Genomic DNA, 20,209 nt, shown 5'->3' on the forward strand with positions numbered 1-20,209 from the left:
GGAAGGAATGCCGGTGCGTCCGCGCGATCCCGTCATGGATGGCCCTAGGCGGGAAGGCCGGGGCGGTCGAGGCCGCCGGGCGACAGCGTGAAGATCTCGCAGCCTTCGGCCGTGACGCCGACGGTGTGCTCGTACTGGGCCGAAAGCGAGCGGTCGCGCGTGACGGCCGTCCAGCCGTCGGACAGCACCTTCACATGCGGGCGGCCGAGATTGATCATCGGCTCGATGGTGAAGATCATGCCTTCCTTCATTTCCGGGCCCTCATTGGCGCGGCCGTAATGCAGGATGTTCGGCGCGTCGTGGAAGAGGCGGCCGACGCCGTGGCCGCAGAAGTCGCGCACGACGGAGCAGCGCTCGGCCTCCGCATAGGTCTGGATAGCCTCGCCGATGGCGCCGGTGCGCGCGCCGGGCTTCACGGCCGCGATGCCGCGCATCAGGCATTTGTGGGTCACTTCGAGCAGGCGCTCGGCGGCGCGTTTGATCTCGCCGACCGGATACATGCGGCTCGAATCGCCATGCCAGCCGTCGAGGATGAAGGTGACGTCGATATTGACGACATCGCCCTCGCGCAGCGGCTTGTCGTTGGGAATGCCGTGGCAGACGACGTGGTTGATCGAGGTACAGCTCGACTTCGTGTAGCCGCGGTAGTTGAGCGTCGCGGGCAGGGCGCCATGGTCCATGCCGAATTCGAAGACGAAGCGGTCGATGACGTCGGTGGCGACGCCCGGCTTGACCAGCGGATAGAGCTCGTCGAGGCAGCGCGCCGTGAGCTGACAGGCCTTGCGCATGCCGGCAAAGGCGTCGGCGTCGTAGAGGCGGATCACGCCCGTGTTCTTCAGCGGCGCGGCGGTCGCGTCGATATAGGTCACCATGGTCGAACTTTCACTCGTCTTTGTAAGACCGTCATAATGCAGCCACCCCGGCTTCGTCCATGGCGATCGACGCCACGGGCCGGATTTGCTGGGATGTAACGGCACATTTGACGGCATAGGCCTCGACGCCGCGGGCGCGCGCCCGACGGAAGCCCTCGGCATAGAAGGGATCGAGATCGGCGCAGATGCGGAAACGTTCGCAGTCCTCGCGCTGGATCAGGTAGAGCATGACCGCGCGAAAGCCGGCCTCCGCCATGTCGCCGAGCTCCTCCAGATGCTTTGCGCCGCGCGCCGTGACCGTGTCGGGGAATTCGGCAAGGCCGGGCGTGCGGCGGAAATGCACGTTCTTCACCTCGACATAGGCCGCCGGCCGGTCGTCGCCCGACAGCAGGATGTCGATGCGCGAATTGCGGCCGTATTTCTTCTCCCGTTCCAGCACCGGATAGGTGCCGAGATCGGCGACGAGGCCGGCGTGGATCGCCTCCTCGGCGAGACGGTTCGGCAGGCCCGTATTGATGCCGACGACGGTGTCGTCCGCCTCCACCAGCTCCAGCCGGTGGCGGTGCTTTCGCGTCGGGCTGTCGCTTGTCGACATCCAGACGCGCGAGCCCGGCGCGGTGAGGCCGCGCATCGAGCCGGTGTTCGGGCACGAACCGGTGATCGCCGCGCCGTCGTCCAGCACGGCATCGAAGAGGAAGCGCTTGTAGCGCTGCACGAGGGTGCCGGAGACCAGCGGCGGATCGAATTTCATAGGGCGTCAGACACGCACGCGCACATAGGAGCCGGGGGCCTCCTCGATGGAGTTCATCGTGCCGCCCGTCTTGCGGGCGGGCACCATGCGGTCGTCCTCGGCCCTGATCCATTCGTGCCAGTGCGGCCACCAGGAACCGGGCGTTTCCTCCGCCTTCTTCACCCAGTCCTCGAACTCGCCCTTCACCGGGCCGCCGGTCCAGAACTGGTACTTCATCTTGTCCGGCGGGTTGACGACGCCGGCGATGTGGCCGGAGCCGGCCATGACATAGGTGACCTTGCCGCCGAAGAACTTGCTGCCGACGAAGACCGACTTCGCCGGGGCAATATGGTCTTCCTTGGCGGCCAGATTGTAGATCGGAATCTTGACGTCCGTCAGGGAGAGTTTCTTGCCGGCCAGCGTCATCTCACCCTTGGCAAGCGTGTTGTTCAGATAACAATTCCTGAGGTAGAACGAGTGGTTGGCGGCGGGCATTCGCGTGGAATCTGAATTCCAGTAGAGCAGATCGAAGGGCATCGGCTCCTGGCCCTTCAGATAGTTGTTGACGAAATAGGGCCAGATCAGTTCCGAGGCGCGCAGCATGTTGAAGGCGGTCGCCATCTTCGAGCCGTCGAGATAGCCGGTCGCCTTCATGCCCCGTTCGATGACGTCGATCTGGTCCTCGTCGGCGAAGACCTTGAGGTCGCCGGCATGGGTGAAATCGACCTGCGTCGTGAAGAGCGTCGCGGTGCGGATGCGCTTGTCGCCCTCCTGGCCGTGCAGGGCGAGCGTCGCCGCCAGCAGCGTGCCGCCGACGCAATAGCCGATGGCGTTCACCTCGTCCTCGCCGGTCGCCTGCTTGATCGTGTCGAGCGCGAAGCCGACGCCCTCGCGGGCATAGGATTCCCAATCCTTGCCGGCATGGCGCTCGTCCGGATTGACCCAGGAGATGACGAAGACCGTGTGGCCCTGGTCGACCGCCCACTTGATGAAGGATTTCGCCGGGTTGAGGTCGAGGATATAGAACTTGTTGATCCACGGCGGGCAGATGAGCAGCGGGCGCTTCAGCACCTTGTCCGTCGTCGCATCGTACTGGATGACCTGGCAGACGTCGCTCTGCGCCAGCACCTTGCCCGGCGTCAGCGCCATGTTCTCGCCGACGGCGAACTTGCTGGTGTCGGTCTGGCGCAGCTTGAGGTCGCCCTTGCCGGCGGCGATGTCCTCGGCCAGCATCTTCATGCCGCGCACGAGGTTGGCGCCGTTCGCGGCGACCGTCTCGCGATAGAGCTGCGGGTTGGTGGTGATGAAGTTGGTCGGCGAGACGGCGCTGGCGATCTGCTTCACATAAAAGCCGGCCTTGTGGCGCGTGTGCTCGTCGAGGCCTTCGGCGTCGGCGACCAGTTTCTCCGCCCAGTCGGAGGTGACGAAATAGGCCTGCCGCAGGAAGTCGAAGAAGGGGTTCTTCACCCAGTCCTCGTCGGTGAAGCGCTTGTCCTTGGCATGCGGATCGGGTGCCGCGTCGACCTCCTGGCCGCCGAGCTTGGTGAGCGTGCGCGACCAGATGTTGAAATAGCTGCCGAGCAGCATGGTCTGCGCCTCGAGCGTGCGGCGCGGGTCGGTCAGCCAGTATTCCGAGACCTTGGAAAGGGTCTTGACCATATCGACCATCGGCTCGGCGACGGTATCGACCTTCTCGCCGCTTTCGCGGGGAGCGAGCCAGGCGGATGCCGCCTTGCCCAGTTGCTCGACCGTGCGAGCGATATTGACCGTCAGCGCCTCCGGATCCTTGACGATATAGGGCTCGATCGCGGCAGGATCGAATGCCTGGAAACCGGGCTTGTCACCGGCCGCATCGCGTTCCCCCGCTTTGCTTTTCTCGGCCATAGCTCCCTCCCGATTTTATTGTCACTTTTGTATTTTTACATTCGGTCCGAAACAGATTACAAGGGCCTCAAAGCCTTTCGCGGCAATATCGGGAACGGCCGTTTCGACAGGAGCATACAGCCACATGGCGTTCAAATTCAGGCGCTTGAGCGCCGTCCTTCTCGTGGCCGGAGCGCCGCTCATGCTGGCTGCCTGCGCCTCGTCCTCCGAAGCGCCCGCCACGGTGAATGCCGGCGCCAACCGGGCGGCCGTCTACCCCGACATTACCGCCGTCGTCACCGCCGAGACGCAGCAGATGAGCGACGAGGAAGCCGCCGACTACGGCGCGCGCCTGACGGCGCTGTCCCATCGCCGCAAGTCCGGTGCCATTTCCGAGGCGGAATACCGCCGCCAGCTTGCCGAACTGCAGGCCCTGCGCGACAACCATGGCAAGGCGGCGCTCGCGGAAATCGAAGGCACGAAATAGCGCTTGCGTTTCTTGTCGTTTGGCAGCAAAGCGGAAGACGGCCTTCGGGCCGCCGGCGCGGGCGGGCGCCTTCATTTTGAACGCTTTCGCCCTTACCCGGTTACTTGATTCGCGCGAAGTTTTGCGCCGTCCGGCAGGGCCGCCGGAGGGGCTTCGCGCCCAACGGGGTTAGAGATGGAAGAGTTTCACAAGGTCCGGCGTCTGCCGCCATATGTTTTCGAACAGGTCAACCGTTTGAAAGCAAGCGCGCGAGCGGGCGGCGCCGACATCATCGACCTTGGCATGGGCAACCCCGACCTGCCGACGCCCAAGGCGATCGTCGACAAGCTGTGCGAGGTGGTCCAGGACCCGCGCACCCACCGCTATTCCTCGTCCAAGGGCATTCCGGGCCTGCGCCGCGCCCAGGCCGCCTATTACGCCCGCCGCTTCGGCGTGAAGCTGAACCCGGAGACCCAGGTCGTCGCGACCCTCGGTTCCAAGGAAGGCTTCGCCAACATGGCGCAGGCGATCACCGCGCCGGGCGACGTCATCCTGTGCCCGAACCCGACCTATCCGATCCACGCCTTCGGCTTCCTGATGACCGGCGGCGTCATCCGCTCCATTTCGGTCGAGCCGGACGAGAGCTTCTTCCCGCCGCTCGAGCGCGCCGTGCGCCACTCGATCCCCAAGCCGCTGGCGCTGATCCTCAACTACCCGTCGAACCCGACGGCGCAGGTTGCCACGCTCGATTTCTACAAGGACGTCATCGCCTTCGCGAAGAAGCACGACATCATCGTGCTTTCCGACCTTGCCTATTCGGAAATCTACTTCGACGACACGCCGCCGCCCTCCGTGCTGGAAGTGCCGGGCGCCATGGACATCACGGTGGAATTCACCTCCATGTCCAAGACCTTTTCGATGCCCGGCTGGCGCATGGGCTTTGCCGTCGGCAACGAGCGCCTCATCGCCGCGCTGACCCGCGTGAAGTCCTATCTCGACTACGGCGCCTTCACGCCGATCCAGGTGGCGGCCACCCACGCCCTCAACGGCGACGGCTCCGACATCGCGGAAGTGCGCAATGTCTACAAGCGTCGCCGCGACGTGATGGTCGAGACCTTCGGCAAGGCCGGTTTCGAGGTGCCGCCGCCGGCCGCGACCATGTTCGCCTGGGCCAAGATCCCGGAAAAGTTCCGTCATCTCGGCTCGCTCGAATTCTCCAAGCTGCTCGTCGAGAAGGCGGATGTCGCGGTCGCCCCGGGCGTCGGCTTCGGCGAGCTCGGCGACGACTATGTCCGTCTCGCGCTGGTGGAGAACGAACACCGCATCCGCCAGGCAGCGCGCAACATCAAGAAGTTCCTTTCCACGGCCGACGAGACGATGCACAACGTCATCTCGCTGAACGCCCATCGCTAATGAAATCCGCCCTCCGCCTTTCCCGCGGAGGGCTTCCTTCCAGAACCTATAGGACATGACCATGGCTGATGCCCTGAAGATCGGCATTGCAGGCTTGGGGACCGTTGGTGCCTCGCTCGCGAAGATTCTCGTCGAACGCAGGGACATGCTCACGACGACGTGCGGCCGGCCGATCGAGATCACAGCCGTCACGGCGCGCAGCAAGGGCCGAGACCGCGGCGTGGACCTTTCCGCCGTCGCATGGTTCGACGACCCGGTGGCGCTGGCGCGGGACGCGGAGATCGACGTCTTCGTCGAACTGATGGGCGGCGCGGGCGATCCTGCCTATGCCGCGGTCAAGGCGGCGCTGACGCGCGGCGTGCATGTGGTGACGGCCAACAAGGCGCTGCTCGCCGCGCACGGCGTCGAGCTTGCCGGCCTTGCAGAAAAGCACGGTTCGCTTCTCAACTACGAGGCGGCGGTCGCCGGCGGCATCCCGGTCATCAAGGCGCTGCGCGAATCCCTGACGGGCAACACGATTTCGCGCGTCTATGGCATCATGAACGGCACCTGCAACTACATCCTGACCAAGATGGAGAAGGAAGGGCTGTCCTTCGAGGATTGCCTCAAGGAAGCCCAGCGCCTCGGTTACGCCGAAGCCGATCCGGCCTTCGACATCGAGGGCAACGACACCGCGCACAAGCTGTCGATCCTGACGACGCTGGCCTTCGGCACGAAGATCGCGGCCGACGACATTTATCTCGAAGGCATCACCAACATTTCCATCGACGATATCCGCGCCGCCGCCGATCTCGGTTACCGCATCAAGTTGCTCGGCGTCGCGCAGAAGACCGATACGGGCGTCGAACAGCGCGTGCACCCGACCATGGTGCCGCTCGACAGCGTCATCGCGCAGGTGGACGGCGTGACGAATGCCGTGGCGATCGAATCGGACATTCTCGGCGAACTCCTGATGGTCGGCCCCGGCGCCGGCGGCAATGCCACGGCCTCGGCCGTGCTCGGCGACATCGCCGATATCGCCAAGAGCCGTCCCGGCGCGCAGACCGTGCCGGCCCTCGGCCGCCCGGCCGCGGCGCTTGCGCCCTATAAACGCGCGCAGATACGCAAGCACCACGGCGGCTACTTCATCCGCCTCTCGGTGGAGGATCGCACGGGCGTGTTCGCCAGCATCGCCAAGCATATGGCGGAAAACGGCATCTCGCTGGAATCCATCGTGCAGCGCGCGCAGTCGACCACCGAATCGACCGACCCCAAGACCATCATCCTCGTCACCCATGCGACGATGGAAGATTCCGTCCGCAAGGCCGTCGCCTCCATCAAGAGCGAAGGCTATCTTGTCGGCGAACCGCAGGTGATCCGCATCGAGCGGCCGAAGGCGGCCTGATCTTTCGAGGCCGCGCGCTATCGCGGATCGACGGCTGATCCTGATCTCCGCCTCGCGGGGCGGGGAGCGGGACCGTGTCCCGCGTAGCGGCGGCGTTTGAGGGCATCCTGCGTCTGTCTTCCCGCTTGCGGGAGCGGCAGGCCGGATGCGGGGCCGGCCACACGCGGTGGCAGGGAGGCGAACAGGCAGGAGCGTCCATGAGCATGCTGGAAAACGCGGACCCCGTCAGCCGGGCCTTCCTCAATGTCGAACGCTCGGCAACCGGCCAGCGCTGGGTGGCGCGGCTCGATCAGGCGGGGGAAAACCGCGCGCTGGCGATGAGCCAGACCCATGGCCTGCCGGATCTCATCTCGCGCGTGCTGGCGGGGCGGGGCGTGCCCTTCGAGACCGCGCTGGAATTTCTCGACCCGACCCTGCGCCGGCTGATGCCGGAACCCTACAGCCTCATGGATTGCGAAGCGGCCACGGAGCGGCTGGCGCGGGCCATCGAGCGGGGCGAGCGCGTGGCGATCTTCGGCGACTACGACGTCGACGGCGCATCCTCCTCGGCGCTGCTCTACCGGTTCCTCGTGCATTTCGGCGTGCCGGCGGAGATCTACATTCCCGACCGCATTTTCGAGGGCTATGGCCCCAATCCGAACGCCATCGCGCAACTGATCGAGCGCGGCGCGCAACTGATCGTCACCGTCGACTGCGGCTCGACGAGCCATGAATCGCTTGCCGTGGCGCGCGAGCGCGGCATCGACGTCGTGGTGATCGACCATCACCAGGTCGGCGAGGACCTGCCGCCGGCGCTTGCGCTGGTCAATCCGAACCGCGAGGATGATCTTTCGGGGCAGGGGCATCTGTCCGCCGCCGGCGTCGTCTTCCTCGTGCTGGTGGCCCTGCAGCGGCTCCTGCGCCAGCGGGGCGACGGGCGGGCCGCGGGCTTCGATCTCCTCGCCATGCTCGATCTCGTGGCGCTGTCGACGGTCTGCGACGTGGTGCCGCTGAAGGGCCTCAACCGCGCCTATGTGGTGAAGGGCCTCGTCGCCGCGCGCCACCTCGGCAATGCCGGCCTGACCGCGCTTTTGAAGCAGGCGGGCATCGGCGGGCCGGTGACGCCCTATCATCTCGGCTTCCTCGTCGGCCCGCGCATCAATGCCGGCGGGCGCATCGGCGATGCGGCGCTGGGCAGCCGGCTGCTGACCATCGACGAGCCGGGCGAAGCCGAGCGCATCGCCAAGCAGCTCGACGAGCTCAACCGCGAGCGCCAGGCCATGGAAGTCGCCATGCTGGCCGAGGCCGAGGCGGAAGCCCAGGCGGAATACGGCACCGGCGAGACCGCCTCCATCATCCTCACGGCCCGCGAAGGCTGGCATCCCGGCGTCGTCGGCCTGCTCGCCTCGCGGCTGAAGGATCGCTTCCGCCGCCCGGCCTTCGCCATCGCCTTCGATCCCTCGGGCAAGGGCACCGGCTCCGGCCGCTCGATCAGCGGCTTCGACCTCGGCCGCATGGTGCGCGCCGCCGTGGAGGAGGGCATTCTCGTCAAGGGCGGCGGCCATGCCATGGCGGCGGGCCTGACGGTGGAGCGCGCCAATCTCGGCCGCCTGCGGTCCTTCTTCGAGGAACGGGCCGAACGCACGGTGCGCGACCTGGTGGCCGTGGAGACGCTGAAGATCGACGGCGCGCTCAGCGCGTCCGGGGCGACGCTCGCCCTTGCCGACCAGCTCGAACAGGCCGGCCCCTATGGCTCCGGCCATGCGCAGCCGATCTTCGCGTTGCCGGCCCACCGGATTCGTGACGTGCGTCCCGTCGGCGTCAACCACCTGCGGCTGGGCCTCGAGGGCCCGGACGGCGGGCGTCTCGACGCCATGGCCTTCCGCGCCGCCGAAACGGATCTCGGCCTGTTTCTCGCCAAGGAACGCGGCCAGGCGGTCCATCTTGCCGGCACGCTTTCGGCCGATAGCTGGCAGGGCAGCCGGCGCATCCAGTTCCGCGTGATCGACGCGGCAAAGGCGTTCTGAGCGCGCGATTTCAATGACGATGAAGGGGGGAGAGTGGCACGCCCTAGGGGAGTCGAACCCCTCTTTCCAGAATGAAAATCTGGCGTCCTAACCGATAGACGAAGGGCGCGTGCGGTGGGCGTCTTATAGAAGGGCGTTTTTTATTCCGCAAGCGGGAAAAAGCCGTTGTGACAAAAAAATGAAAAGCCGCCCGGAAGGCGGCTTTCGGCAGGGGAAACCACATGGTTCCCAGAGGCTTAGCGCTGTGCGGCTATTTGCGCCGGCGGCAGCGCCAGTTCCAGTCGCGCTCGGGGCCGATATCGATATGCACGGATTCGGTATGGCAATAGGTGCCGACGCCGCCGCGGCCGGGCATGCTGCGCAGATAGTCCGCAAGCTCCCATTTGCTGACGCCCGCGATCTGGATGTCCGCCGCTTCGCAGCGCGTGTGCAGCGATTGCTTGGCGCGGTTCACCTTGATGTCGCGCAGGCCCGAGGTGACGATGATCGGCTTGTCATAATGCGTCTCGATCGTCTTCAGCACCTGCAGCAGCTCCGGCTTGAAGCAGCCGGTCTTCACCTTTTCGGTCTGCAGCCAGAGGCCGTTCGGCGCAAGGCGGGCAAGCCCGGCAAGCGAGGCCACTTCCTTGAACTGCGGCGCGTCGTCCTCGACCTCTTCCGATTCGGAATGCTCCGTCGTCGCATAGGCATTGCCGGTCGTCACGCCGGGCAGGGAGCCGAGCGAGGCCATCTGCGTGGCATTGGCGCTGTCGCGGTTGATCACGCGGCGCGGCGTCGCCACGAAGCGCTCGCCGTCGAATTCGCCCTTGGCTTCGCGCTTTTCGGCAAAGAGCGAGGCGAGCGTCACCGTCTTGCGATTCTTGTCCTTTGCCGTCGTTTCCGGCAGCACGAGGGCCGCGCCGTCTTCCGCCGGCAGGGCCAGCGCCTGATCGGCGGCATTGCCCGTTGTCGCTTCGGCGACCAGCGCGGTGCGCGCCGTCTTGGGGATAGGAACGTTTTCCGGCAGGACGGCCTGCTCGCCGTCGGGCGTCATCAGAACCTGCTGCCCGGACGAATCGACCGGCGGCATGTCCTCGACGGGCAGGCGTCCCGTCTGATCCCCCGTCTGGTTGGTCGTCTGGGCCATGCCGGAGGCGGCATAGAGACTGTTGGTGGTGGCATTGGTGCCGGCGGTCTGCGTGGTATAGGCCGTGCCGGTCGGCGTCACCTGGCCGCCATTGGAATAGATGCTGGCCTGGCCGGCATTGAGCGTCGTCGGCTGCATGATGAGGCCGGCGGTGTCGCTGCCCGCTTCCCCGGCCATCGGCTGGCCGGCCGTTCCGGCGTCGGCCGTGGCATAGGCATCCCGCGCCGTCGCGCCCGAGGCGACCACCGGCGTGGTCGTATCGTCCGCGCCTTCGGCGACCGTTTCTTCCTTTTCCTGCGCGGCCTTGGTGTCCGCGCGCATATCCGTGGAGACTGCGGAAACGCAGCCCGAGAGCGTGGCGACCGAGACGGCCAGCAGCAATCCATACCGCAGCGTCTTCAGACGCGGCCACTTTCCCTGCATGTCCTGCAAAGGCTTTCCCCCGCTTTCGACGTTCGTGCCCTCGGTCTTGCCGCCGATGAGGCCAGTTCTTCAAACAGTCGCAACCGCAATCGAGAAAGCCTTAGGGGCCAGGCTGCGGTTGCCGCGATGTTACCGTTTCGGCCGATGCTGTAAAGGCCGAAGCGTGTGAAGCCGTGGAACGCGGAACGGAAGCATCCGGCTCTGAAACGGCCGAAACGCCCCCTCACGCTGGCGACCGACCGGAATGGCAAGAATCTTCCGGTCAAATACGGCGAAACGATGGTTCGTAATACGGATGTATAGGACGCAAGCTTTGCCCGGGGCTTGCGTCCGGGGCGCTTACCAGGCGCCGGTATTGCCCATCGAGGCCCAGGGTTCGGCCGGGGCGAGGTTCTCGCCTTTCTGCAGGATCTCGATGGAGATGCCGTCCGGCGAGCGCACGAAGGCCATGTGGCCGTCGCGCGGCGGGCGGTTGATGGTGACGCCGTTGTCCATCAGCTTCTGGCAGAGCGCATAGATATCGTCGACCTCGTAGGCGAGGTGGCCGAAATTGCGCCCGCCCGCATAGTCTTCGGTATCCCAGTTATAGGTCAGTTCCAGGCAGGGCGTCGCGTTTTCGCGCGCCGTTGCGACATCTTCCGGGGCGGCGAGGAAGATCAGCGTGAAGCGGCCCTTGTCGTTCTCGTAGCGGCGAACTTCCTGAAGACCGAAAAGCGTGCAGTAGAAATGAAGGGACTGGTCGACGTCTTTGACGCGGACCATCGTGTGAAGATAACGCATGAAAACTCCTTTGAATGGGAATCGCCCGGAAGATTAGGTTTTTGTCAGCCTCAGGCAAGCCTTGCCGCCTACCAATGGCATCGGCAAAACTTTCAAAGGGGCTTGCGCATTCGCATCGGGACAATGTTATTCTGGTTATCAAGAATCAGTTAACCGTAACTCATGTGACGCGTAAACGAGGGGCTGGCAGGTCATGGTGGACAGGGTGTCTTCAAAGGAAATCACGGCGCGTGATGACCAGAGCAATGACGCCGTCGATCTGATCGAGATCACCGGCGTCATCAAGTGGTTCGACGTTGCCAAGGGCTTCGGCTTCATCGTGCCCGACAATGGCATGCAGGACGTGCTGCTGCACGTCACGTGCCTGCGCCGCGACGGCTACCAGACGGTTCTCGAAGGCACGCGCGTCGTAGCGCTCATCCAGAAGCGCGACCGCGGTTACCAGGCCTTCCGCATTCTTTCCATGGACCAGACCACGGCCGTGCATCCCTCGCAGATGCCGCCGGTCAAGACCCATGTGCAGGTCACGCCCTCCAGCGGCTTGGAGCGCGTTCTGGTCAAGTGGTTCAACCGCACCAAGGGCTTCGGCTTCCTGACGCGCGGCGAGGGCACGGAAGACATTTTCATCCATATGGAGACGCTGCGCCGCTTCGGTCTGACGGAACTGCGTCCCGGCCAGGTCGTGCTGGTGCGCTTCGGCGATGGCGACAAGGGCCTGATGGCCGCGGAAATCCATCCCGACATGCCTGTTCCAGGCGGCAGGGCGCATTGATGCTGCGCGTCATGCGGGCCTTCGGTGTCGCACGTCTGGCAAGCGCCGTTCTGGCGCTTTTTCTTTGCTTCGCCCTCCAGGCCGCCGCGGAAGAGAAATTCGACACGCAGCCGCTGACCATCGTCACGAAGGACGGCAAGAGCCACGCCTTCACGGTGGAGCTTGCCGTGACGCCGCGCCAGCGCGAACAGGGGCTGATGAACCGCGCCGAAATGGCCGAGGATCGCGGCATGCTGTTCGCCTTCGGCGAAACGCGGCAGGTCTTCATGTGGATGAAGAACACCTATATCCCGCTCGACATGCTGTTCATCGCCAAGGACGGCAAGGTGCGCGCGATCAAGGAAAACGCCGAGCCGCTTTCCGAAGCGATCATCGATTCCGGCGGGCCGATCGACTACGTGCTGGAACTCAACGGCGGCGCTGCGAAACGCCTCGGCCTGCGCCCCGGCAACCGCATCGAGAACGAGCTGATACAGTCCCTGCGCAAGACGAAGTAGGGGCTCCGCCGAGCCCTTTCTTAGAGACAGGCGAATTCCAAAAAGAACCACCGGATAGCCACCATTTGCTGTTGCGGCCCGGGGCGGATGCGTGTATCTCCCCGTCACCGGAACGGACGGAGTGTAGCGCAGTCTGGTAGCGCATCTGGTTTGGGACCAGAGGGTCGGGAGTTCGAATCTCTCCACTCCGACCACCGGCTAAAGCCTGAGAAATCAAGGTTTCATACTTCTATTTCACCAAGCGAAATTTGCCTTGTGAGCGCACCGTGGGAGCAAACAGCCTCCGGCGGGCGTGTTTCTGCATGATCTCGTCAATCGCCGCATCAGCTCTTCTAAATCTTCCGGATCGAAGATTTCGTACCGGTCGGTTTTGTTCGATCCTTCTTTCAAGACGTGACCAGCCACTTCGACCGCTTCTCTTTCGAGGTGAGAAACGATGTTCATCGCCACGAAGTGACGCCGCGCGTAGCAGGTCATCCCCGGCTATGGGGCTCGCGTGCTCTTTGCTGTCTTCATCAACGATCGGCTTGCCGAATTTGTTGACGCGCTTCTCCACGATGTCTTGATAGCCACTGACAGCCGTGTTTTGGAAATATGAACTAATTGACCATGGTATTCGCGACGCGCTTGGATACCTGCGTATACCAAACCCATATCGCTTCTAGGCCAAAGGCAATAACCGCCGCTGTGATATCTTCCGGCGATATTATCGCGCTCGATGAAGCACCCGTTACAAAAGTGAGAATAACTGTAGCCACTATGAGGACAACGGGAAACGTAATCCATTGGCACAAAAAGAGCTCAGTGAAATATTTCTTCTTTCTGAATAAAGCCATTGTTGTCGCACCGACCAGGATCAGGTAGCAGAAAGCCATTGCTGTTCGTGCATAAAACGCGATGTGAACTGCTGGCGGCTGAAGAGCAGACAAGAATCCGAAAACCTCGAAAGTCAGGGCAAAGCACCCAATCGCGAGTAGAAGCGCGAATACCTGTCCTACGGCGAGCCATGCAAGCCAGCCGCCAATGCCTTTCAATTCCCACGGCCGCGCCGCTTCCCTGCGCAGCCCTCGACCTATTGCAAAGGCAATACCGCCGAAAATCATCACCGGGACGACCCAGTGCCAAATTGAAAAAGACCCCATCACTCGCCCCCAGGTTACAACCCGAGATGTAGCTGGCATTCGGCCGGCTATGCAAGCCTTTCAGCTCGCAGCGCTATGCTTTGTCCCGTGCAATGTTTGCGGCAAGGGTAGACGGTCGCTGCGGCGCGAGGGGCGCGCCGCATCATGGAGATCAGAAGGCGACCACGGCGCTCTCGTCGACCGGCGTCGCCTTGATGGCGGTGGCCTGCTCATCGCCGAAGACGGCGCCGGGGCCTTCGCCGGGGGCGACCTTGTCGAAGGCGACGCGGCTCATGGCCATCTGGCCATCCTTCGCCTTGCGGCCATGCAGATACCCCTTGCCGGCGCTGACCGAATAAAGCGGCATATATTGCGGCAGGTCGCGATCGCGCAGGGTTTCCTTGCGCATGTTGTCGAGAATGAAGAAGCCCTGATTGGTGCGCACCGCAAGGACCGCGTGGAACAGGTTGCGGCTCTCATCGCGCAGAATGACGATGGACATGCTCGATTCGGGCAGGCCGAGGCGCGTCAGCGCCGCCATTTTCAGGATCGCATAGTCCTCGCAATCGCCGCTGCGGCGGGCGAGCGTTTCCTCCGGCGTCGCCCAGTAATCGAGACGGCCGCTGGTGTCGGCGTCACGGCGGTAGCGCACGAAGCTGTTCACCAGGGCGTTCACCGAGCGGATCTTTTCCATGAAGCCGGCATCGCGCAGATTATCGACGGTGCGGGCGAAAGCGGCGCGGGGCAGATCGCACGTGTTGTTTTCGCAGGAGATCGGGTCGGCGGCGGCGTTGCTGACCTTGATGGCATTCAGCTTCGCGACGGCTGGCAGGCGATTGAAGCCGATGGCAAGCGAACCGAAGACGGCGGTGTTCTTTGCAGCCTTTGCCGGAGTTTCCAGCGCAGCGTAGTCCGGTTTGACGATGGTGGCCGTGCGGGTTTCACGATCGATTCCGTCCATCGCAGCCGAAGGCGTCAGCAGGCGGGCATAGTACCCGATACGCGTCAGGACCTCCTGTCGGCCGGTTGCTGTCAGAATCTTGGCCATGCTGGCCATGGAGAAAGTATAGCCGCCGTTCATCTGTGCCGGAAGAGACGGTTTGCTTTCTGCGGCGGCGGTAGTGACCCAACCTGCGACAATGGCTGCTGCGGACATGGCAATGATGCGGCTTTTTGTTTTTGTATTGTTGAAGCGCATTGGGCTCTACCTCTGTTGTTGGGTAAAACGTAGCGCTTTCGAATAAATATACAGCGAACTTACTTGGATAATCTCAAGTATAGATTGGTGGCGTAATTTGAGTGGAATTTGAAACGATCACATAACGTTTCATAAACCATGGCGGAGCCCCGGTTTCCGGTCGTACGCGGCGCCGGCCTGCAGGCAGATCGAGCCGTGCTTGCTCCCCGTATCGAAGAGACGCGTGCTCATCGGCCAAACGGTCGCAAACGACGAGACGGCGGTCACGCCCCAACGACCGGGAGGGAGGCGGGCGGGAGCGTCCGCGAGATCGCGGGCGGCGCCGTCGGGGCCTCGACCATGCTTAGGGGGCGCCGAGGGAGCCGTACCGGGGTTGCCATCGACGGCGAGCCCATGTCGCAGGCGCTTTTCGCAAGGCGCTCCGGCGCGGTCGCGATCCTTGGCGATGGCGGCACGCCTGGTGCCGAAAGCAAGCGAGGCGGTTGATCGCAAGGTGAAACGATCCTCGCGACCAATTCCGGCGACCCGCGCTCTTTGTTCTTATTATATGGCCAGCCTCTTGCTGCGTGCCGAGGCGCTGTAGCCGCCCGGAGCATGGCCGCATTGTTCTCGTGCTCCGCGCGCGCCACATCCCGGTGGCTGTTCGTTGTCGTCGCGCCTTTTTCTGTTCAGCACCGCTTGCCGTCCCGAAACGGGGCGCCCGGGAATCCTTCGTGCGCTACGGGTTTCGTACCACCTCGGTTGCAAAGTCGTGACAGGCGAGAACCCGCGCCGATCCGCTCCGGAATCACAAAAGGCGCCCGGGATTCCCACACCATTCCGTAAGGTGAGAAGCGGCGGAAGGGCCTGGAAAGCCGGATCATTAACCCTTCTGTGCAGGAAATACGCCAACTGCATAACGGGTTATGCTGAAAGATAAAAAGGGCCTTGTCGTGGAAATGTTTTCCCTCTTAATGGCCTCAACCAAAAGTGGGTGAGCTATGACCTTCGACGATCCGCGTTTCTCCATCGTTAACCAGAACAATCAGTCCGCAGTCGGCGGTGAAGACGGCGCAGCGCCGCTTCCGCAGGCGATCCTGGTGGCGCAGGCCGCAGGAGAACCGGTTCCGCTCGCAACCGATGCCGGCCAGCAGGACGGGCAGGGCGCGGCGGCCGGGGGGCCGCGCGAAGTGACGGCCGATGCGCAGAACGTCGTGCGTCTTCCCGAGGGGGTTTCGCTCGAACAGTTCCGTGTCGAGGGCGCCAATCTCGTGCTCGTGCAGGCGGACGGGTCCGAAATCGTCGTGCTGAACGGCGCGTTTCGTGTTCCCACCTTCGTCATCGGCGACGTTGAAATTCCCCAGAACGTGCTCGTCGCCGCGCTCGGCGCGAGCGGTGTCGACGTCGCGGCCGGCCCTGAGGGCCTTTCGGCTTCCCCCGCCGGCTCGCAGAGCTCCGGCGGCGAATTCCAGACGCTGCAGCAGAACGACCCGCCGGAAGATATCGGCATTCTCAACCTGCTCGATGGCACCGATCTGGGCGGAGATGATGGTGCCGGCGACGATCTGCGGAACGACAGGGGCAACACGGCGCCGACCTCCACCGGCGGCAGCGATCTCGGCACGCTCCTCGAAGCCATCGACAATCCCGGTGGCACGGACAGCGATCCGACCCCGGTCGGCGGCGTCATCGAGTTCTTCGATATAGATTTCGGCGGTAGCTGGACGGCGACCGCCGGCGCTGGCGCCGTCGGTGCGACGAACTTCAACAACGGCTTCACGCCGAGCCAGGCCCAGCTCGATGCCATTCTTGCCGGCTTCAGCCTGGACAGCGCCGCCACCGGCGGCATCACCACGACCCCCTCGGCTGCCGGCAACGGCACGGTCGCCTGGACCTATGCCCTTCCCAATGCCGCCGTCGATTTCCTCGCCGCCGGCGAAACACTGACGCTCACCTTCGACGTGACCATTTCCGATGGCGTGTCCAATGTCCTGCGCACCGTCACCATCACGGTTGTCGGCACCAATGACGCGCCGTTCTTCGTGGCGGGCGGAAGCCAGCTCTCCGGCGCCGTGACCGAAACGGACGGTGCGACGGGTTCGAGCGCGGCCATCGCGACCTCCGGCACGCTCGCCTTCGTCGATGTCGACACGTCCGACAATGCCCATCAGGTCACGCAGATCGCCGTGGCGACCTCCGGCGCCACCGCGCAGCTGACGGCCGCTGCCGCCGATCTTCTCGGTTTCTTCTCGGCCAATGTCACCTCGACGACCGCGACCTCCGACAACGGAACGGTCTCCTGGCAGTTCACTGCGCCCGATTCCACGTTCGATTTCCTGCGGGCGGGCCAGCAGCTTCAGCTCGCCTATACGGTGACGCTGGATGACGGCAATGGCGGCACGACCAGCCAGGTCGTGACCGTGACGGTAACAGGAACGAACGACCTGCCGGTCATCGGCCAGGTCACGACGGCCGAGGTCGATGAAGACGCGCTATCCAGCCGCGCCGGCAATATCGGCGATTCCTACGCTGGCGGCGATAGCGCGGTCGACAGCCTCTCCGCATCGGGTTCGCTCAACATCACCTGGGGTCCGGACGACTATACGGATGCCACGCATGCCGTGGTCGACGGTTCCGTCGCCTTCACGGGCGCAACCGCGTCCAACGGCACGGAAGGCGCGCCGCTCGGCACATCGCGCGGTGAGACCGTTCGCCTCTACGTCTCGGCCGATGGCGCAACCGCAGTCGGCTATGTCGGCGACGGCCCGCTGGTCATCGACACCGCGAGCGGCCTGCCGAGCAATGTCCGCATCGTGTTCGTCGCGACGGTCGACGAGCAGGGCAATGGCTCTTACACCTTCGACCTGCGCGACACGCTGGACCACCCGCTGGCCGGCAGCGAGGACAATGTCACGCTCAATTTCAACCTGACGGTCACCGACAGCGACAAGGCACAGCAGACGCATGGTTTTGCCGTCACGGTGAATGACGATGCCCTCGTGCTCACCAATGCTGCCGTCCGGCTGACCGTTGCCGAGAACGACATTCAGAACGAACTCTCGCAGGGCTCCAGCCCGCTTGTCGTCGATGCGGACAGCACGTCCGAGACCGGTGGCGGGCTCAAGGGGCTGTCCTCGACGCTCTCCGGTTCGCTGGCCCCGGTCGTTTCCTTCGGCGCGGACGGTTTCGGCCGCTTCGCCTTCACGGCGGATGCCGCCGCGACGATGACGAGCCTTGGCCTGACGTCGAAGGGCGGCGCGGTCGTGTTCGCCGTCAATCCGGCAACGGGCGCGCTCGTCGGCTATGTCGCGGGTCAGGACCTCGAAGGATCCGAGCAGGATACGCCGGATCGTCCCGTGCTGACGGTAGAACTGGACGCGGCCGGCAACTTCGTGTTCCGCCTGCATGACCAGCTCGATCACGTGCAGGGCCCGAACGGCGCCAGCAACGGCGAGAACACCGACCTTCAGACGGCGGGCGGCGCGCTCTCCGGCCTCGATCTCGGCCGCATCATCGAAGCCTTCGACGGCGACGGCGACAAGGTGCGCCTTGACGGCAAGCTGATCGTCACGGTGAAGGACGACGTTCCCTCGGTGAGCATCGAGCGGACCGAAGCCTCCGTAGAGCGCGACGAAACGGCGAGCGAGTCGGACAGCTCGATCCGTGCACTCTTCAATGGTCTCGGCGTTGAAAAGGCCATCGGCTTCAGCCGCGCGGACCTCGTCAACACGTCCGTGACGGGCGGCGCAGACGACATCGTCACGCACACGATGAGCCTGAAGATCACCTCCGAAGGCGGCGCGACGAACCTGTTCTCCACGACGGGCGGCGCGATCACGCTGGTGATGGATGCCAGTGGCATCGTGAAGGGCGTTGACGCCTCGGGCGCGCTGGTCTTTGCGCTGCATATCGACAATGACGGCCGTGTCTCGGTAGCGCAGTACCAGGCGATCCAGCATCCCGACACGGGCAACCACAATGACGCCGTGGATCTTGGCGGCCTCGTGGACGCCGTGGTCTCGGTAAAAGATCACGACGGCGATACCGACACCAAGAGTATTTCCATCGGCAAGGCGATCCAGTTCTATGACGACGGTCCGCTTGCCAACGGCGCGGCCGTCGAACTGACCGTTGCCGAGAACGACATTTTCAACCTTCGTTCGCAGGGTTCCGATCCTCATCATGTCGACACGGACGCCAACAGCGTCTCGCAGCTTGCGCTGCTGGGCGGCGGCTTCGCTTCGACGGTTTCCGGTTCCGTTGCCTCGGTCGTGACGTTCGGCGCGGATGGCTTCGGTCGCTTCGCCTTCGCGGCGGATGCCGCCGCAGCCATGACGGGTCTCGGCCTGATGTCGAAGGGCGGGCAGGTCGTGTTCGTCATCGAACCCTTGACGGGCGCGCTGGTCGGCTATGTCGACGGCACGATCTTCGGTTCGCCGACGCCCGGCTTCCAGCCGCTGATCGACCGCCCCGTGATGTCGGTTGAGCTGGATACGGACGGCAACTTCGTCTTCCGCCTCTATGATCAGCTGGACCATGTGAAGGCCGAAGGCGGCAATGGCGCGAATACCGAACTTGCGACGAAGGCGGGCGGCATTCTGTCCGGTCTCGACCTCGGCCGCATCGTTGACGCCTTCGACGGCGATGGCGACAAGGTTCGCCTCGACGGCAAGCTGGTCATCACGGTCAAGGACGACGTTCCCTCGGTCTCGATCACCACGACGGGCAAGACGGTGCTGCATGATGAAACGGCTCTGGCCCAATCGGGAGAGACGTCGAACGGCAGCGTGCAGGCCCTGTTCAATGGGCTTGGCACCGCGCTTGGCTTCGGCCGAGCGGATCTCGTCGACACGTCGGTAACAGGTGGTGCCGACGACAATGTATCGCACACGGTCAAGCTCGAGATCGTCCCGGCGGACGGTGCGACGGGCCTGTCGTCGACGACGGGCGGCGCGATCACGCTTGTCATGGGCGCCAACGGCATCGTGAAGGGCGTCGACGCCTCGGGCGCGCTGGTCTTTGCGCTGCATATCGACAACGATGGCCGCGTGTCGGTCGCGCAGTACAAGGCGATCCAGCATTCCGACACGGCTAACCCGAACGACTTCGTCGATCTCGGGGACCTCGTGAAGGCAGTCGTGACCGTCAAGGATTACGACGGCGACACCGACACCAAGAGCATCTCCATCGGCAAGGCGATCCAGTTCTACGACGACGGTCCGCTCGCCAATGGCAAGGCCATCGCGTTGAAGGTCGCCGAGAACGACATTTTCAACCTTCGTTCGCAGGGTTCCGATCCCCATCATGCCGACGCGGACGCCAACAGCGTCTCGCAGCTTGCGCTTCTGGGCGGCGGCTATGCCTCGACGGTTTCCGGTTCCGTGGCCTCGGTCGTGACGTTCGGCGCGGATGGCTTCGGCCGCTTCGCTTTCTCGGCGGATGCCGCGGCGACCATGACAGGCCTCGGCCTGACCTCGCAGGGCGGCACGGTCGTCTTCTCGGTCGAGCCGCTGACCGGCGCGCTGGTCGGCTATGTCGACGGCACGATCTTCGGTTCGCCGACGCCCGGCTTCCAGCCG

General features: G+C 64.2%; 15 protein-coding genes and 2 tRNA genes. 8 read left to right on the forward strand and 9 right to left on the reverse strand.

What is annotated here, in order from left to right; genetic code table 11:
• Nucleotides 1–44: 44 nt before the first annotated feature.
• Genes map through V8U06_RS25940 form a run of 4 tightly spaced genes read right to left on the reverse strand, consistent with a single transcriptional unit; the run spans nt 45 to nt 3,669 of the window.
• Complete coding sequence (map, locus tag V8U06_RS25925; protein WP_427143128.1) at nt 45–872, reverse strand: type I methionyl aminopeptidase; 828 nt, start codon at nt 870–872, stop codon at nt 45–47.
• Between the two features lie 31 nt (nt 873–903).
• A complete protein-coding gene (gene sfsA, locus V8U06_RS25930) occupies nt 904–1,623 on the reverse strand; it encodes a DNA/RNA nuclease SfsA (RefSeq protein WP_427143129.1) in 720 nt (239 codons plus the stop codon).
• 6 nt (nt 1,624–1,629) lie between these two features.
• The gene (locus V8U06_RS25935) at nt 1,630–3,486 is read right to left on the reverse strand and encodes a PHA/PHB synthase family protein (RefSeq protein WP_427143130.1); all 1,857 of its coding nucleotides are present in this window, start codon (nt 3,484–3,486) and stop codon (nt 1,630–1,632) included.
• A 21-nt stretch (nt 3,487–3,507) separates the two neighbouring features.
• On the reverse strand, nt 3,508–3,669 hold the full coding sequence (locus tag V8U06_RS25940; RefSeq protein WP_427143131.1) for a hypothetical protein: 162 nt from the start codon (nt 3,667–3,669) through the stop codon (nt 3,508–3,510).
• Here V8U06_RS25940 and V8U06_RS25945 point away from each other — a divergent pair.
• The 4 genes from V8U06_RS25945 to recJ all read left to right on the forward strand — a co-directional run bounded on the left by V8U06_RS25945 (nt 3,668) and on the right by recJ (nt 8,734).
• Nucleotides 3,668–3,952: an SHOCT domain-containing protein gene (locus V8U06_RS25945; RefSeq protein WP_427143132.1), complete on the forward strand. Its 285-nt coding sequence runs from the start codon at nt 3,668–3,670 to the stop codon at nt 3,950–3,952. The two genes, V8U06_RS25940 and V8U06_RS25945, sit on opposite strands and share 2 nt — an antisense overlap.
• A 174-nt stretch (nt 3,953–4,126) precedes the next feature.
• On the forward strand, nt 4,127–5,344 hold the full coding sequence (locus V8U06_RS25950; RefSeq protein ID WP_226919250.1) for an LL-diaminopimelate aminotransferase: 1,218 nt from the start codon (nt 4,127–4,129) through the stop codon (nt 5,342–5,344).
• 61 nt (nt 5,345–5,405) lie between these two features.
• Complete coding sequence (locus tag V8U06_RS25955; protein ID WP_427143133.1) at nt 5,406–6,728, forward strand: homoserine dehydrogenase; 1,323 nt, start codon at nt 5,406–5,408, stop codon at nt 6,726–6,728.
• Between the two features lie 197 nt (nt 6,729–6,925).
• Complete coding sequence (gene recJ / locus V8U06_RS25960) at nt 6,926–8,734, forward strand: single-stranded-DNA-specific exonuclease RecJ (protein WP_226919248.1); 1,809 nt, start codon at nt 6,926–6,928, stop codon at nt 8,732–8,734.
• A 34-nt stretch (nt 8,735–8,768) separates the two neighbouring features.
• Here the strand turns inward: recJ and V8U06_RS25965 are convergent.
• The 3 genes from V8U06_RS25965 to gloA all read right to left on the reverse strand — a co-directional run bounded on the left by V8U06_RS25965 (nt 8,769) and on the right by gloA (nt 11,063).
• A tRNA-Glu gene (locus V8U06_RS25965) sits at nt 8,769–8,843 on the reverse strand.
• Nucleotides 8,844–8,984: 141 nt separating this feature from the next.
• Entirely contained in the window at nt 8,985–10,283 is a 1,299-nt protein-coding gene (locus V8U06_RS25970; protein WP_427143134.1) for a YcbK family protein, read from the reverse strand.
• 339 nt (nt 10,284–10,622) lie between these two features.
• Nucleotides 10,623–11,063 carry a lactoylglutathione lyase gene (gene gloA / locus V8U06_RS25975; protein ID WP_226919246.1) on the reverse strand — a complete coding sequence of 147 codons (441 nt, stop codon included), beginning with the start codon at nt 11,061–11,063 and terminating at the stop codon, nt 10,623–10,625.
• Between the two features lie 193 nt (nt 11,064–11,256).
• Between gloA and V8U06_RS25980 the strand changes: the two genes are divergently transcribed.
• The 3 genes from V8U06_RS25980 to V8U06_RS25990 all read left to right on the forward strand — a co-directional run bounded on the left by V8U06_RS25980 (nt 11,257) and on the right by V8U06_RS25990 (nt 12,526).
• Nucleotides 11,257–11,835: a cold-shock protein gene (locus V8U06_RS25980; RefSeq protein WP_427143135.1), complete on the forward strand. Its 579-nt coding sequence runs from the start codon at nt 11,257–11,259 to the stop codon at nt 11,833–11,835.
• Nucleotides 11,835–12,332, forward strand: coding sequence for a DUF192 domain-containing protein (locus V8U06_RS25985; protein WP_427143136.1), 498 nt, complete (start codon nt 11,835–11,837; stop codon nt 12,330–12,332). The genes V8U06_RS25980 and V8U06_RS25985 overlap by 1 nt, the downstream gene beginning before the upstream one ends.
• A gap of 117 nt (nt 12,333–12,449) precedes the next feature.
• Nucleotides 12,450–12,526 (forward strand) — tRNA-Pro (locus V8U06_RS25990).
• A 405-nt stretch (nt 12,527–12,931) separates the two neighbouring features.
• Here the strand turns inward: V8U06_RS25990 and V8U06_RS25995 are convergent.
• Both V8U06_RS25995 and V8U06_RS26000 read right to left on the reverse strand, forming a co-directional pair.
• On the reverse strand, nt 12,932–13,474 hold the full coding sequence (locus V8U06_RS25995) for a DUF2569 family protein (RefSeq protein WP_427143137.1): 543 nt from the start codon (nt 13,472–13,474) through the stop codon (nt 12,932–12,934).
• A 151-nt stretch (nt 13,475–13,625) separates the two neighbouring features.
• Nucleotides 13,626–14,501 (reverse strand): transglutaminase-like cysteine peptidase, encoded by an 876-nt coding sequence (locus tag V8U06_RS26000; RefSeq protein WP_427143138.1) that lies wholly within the window; start codon nt 14,499–14,501, stop codon nt 13,626–13,628.
• Between the two features lie 1,130 nt (nt 14,502–15,631).
• Between V8U06_RS26000 and V8U06_RS26005 the strand changes: the two genes are divergently transcribed.
• A partial coding sequence (locus V8U06_RS26005; protein WP_427143139.1) for a DUF5801 repeats-in-toxin domain-containing protein occupies nt 15,632–20,209 on the forward strand: 4,578 nt, incomplete at its 3' end.

Origin of the sequence: Shinella sp. G-2, from assembly GCF_050172695.1 — a bacterium.
Lineage (GTDB): Bacteria > Pseudomonadota > Alphaproteobacteria > Rhizobiales > Rhizobiaceae > Shinella.

What these genes read in the sequence shown, in the direction of transcription:
- map (WP_427143128.1), bottom strand. Translation starts at nt 872, where the DNA reads ATGGTGACCTATATCGACGCGACCGCCGCGCCGCTGAAGAACACGGGC.
- sfsA (WP_427143129.1), bottom strand. Translation starts at nt 1,623, where the DNA reads ATGAAATTCGATCCGCCGCTGGTCTCCGGCACCCTCGTGCAGCGCTAC.
- V8U06_RS25935 (WP_427143130.1), bottom strand. Translation starts at nt 3,486, where the DNA reads ATGGCCGAGAAAAGCAAAGCGGGGGAACGCGATGCGGCCGGTGACAAG.
- V8U06_RS25945 (WP_427143132.1), top strand. Translation starts at nt 3,668, where the DNA reads ATGCTGGCTGCCTGCGCCTCGTCCTCCGAAGCGCCCGCCACGGTGAAT.
- V8U06_RS25940 (WP_427143131.1), bottom strand. Translation starts at nt 3,669, where the DNA reads ATGAGCGGCGCTCCGGCCACGAGAAGGACGGCGCTCAAGCGCCTGAAT.
- V8U06_RS25950 (WP_226919250.1), top strand. Translation starts at nt 4,127, where the DNA reads ATGGAAGAGTTTCACAAGGTCCGGCGTCTGCCGCCATATGTTTTCGAA.
- V8U06_RS25955 (WP_427143133.1), top strand. Translation starts at nt 5,406, where the DNA reads ATGGCTGATGCCCTGAAGATCGGCATTGCAGGCTTGGGGACCGTTGGT.
- recJ (WP_226919248.1), top strand. Translation starts at nt 6,926, where the DNA reads ATGAGCATGCTGGAAAACGCGGACCCCGTCAGCCGGGCCTTCCTCAAT.
- V8U06_RS25970 (WP_427143134.1), bottom strand. Translation starts at nt 10,283, where the DNA reads ATGCAGGGAAAGTGGCCGCGTCTGAAGACGCTGCGGTATGGATTGCTG.
- gloA (WP_226919246.1), bottom strand. Translation starts at nt 11,063, where the DNA reads ATGCGTTATCTTCACACGATGGTCCGCGTCAAAGACGTCGACCAGTCC.
- V8U06_RS25980 (WP_427143135.1), top strand. Translation starts at nt 11,257, where the DNA reads ATGGTGGACAGGGTGTCTTCAAAGGAAATCACGGCGCGTGATGACCAG.
- V8U06_RS25985 (WP_427143136.1), top strand. Translation starts at nt 11,835, where the DNA reads ATGCTGCGCGTCATGCGGGCCTTCGGTGTCGCACGTCTGGCAAGCGCC.
- V8U06_RS25995 (WP_427143137.1), bottom strand. Translation starts at nt 13,474, where the DNA reads ATGGGGTCTTTTTCAATTTGGCACTGGGTCGTCCCGGTGATGATTTTC.
- V8U06_RS26000 (WP_427143138.1), bottom strand. Translation starts at nt 14,501, where the DNA reads ATGGCCAAGATTCTGACAGCAACCGGCCGACAGGAGGTCCTGACGCGT.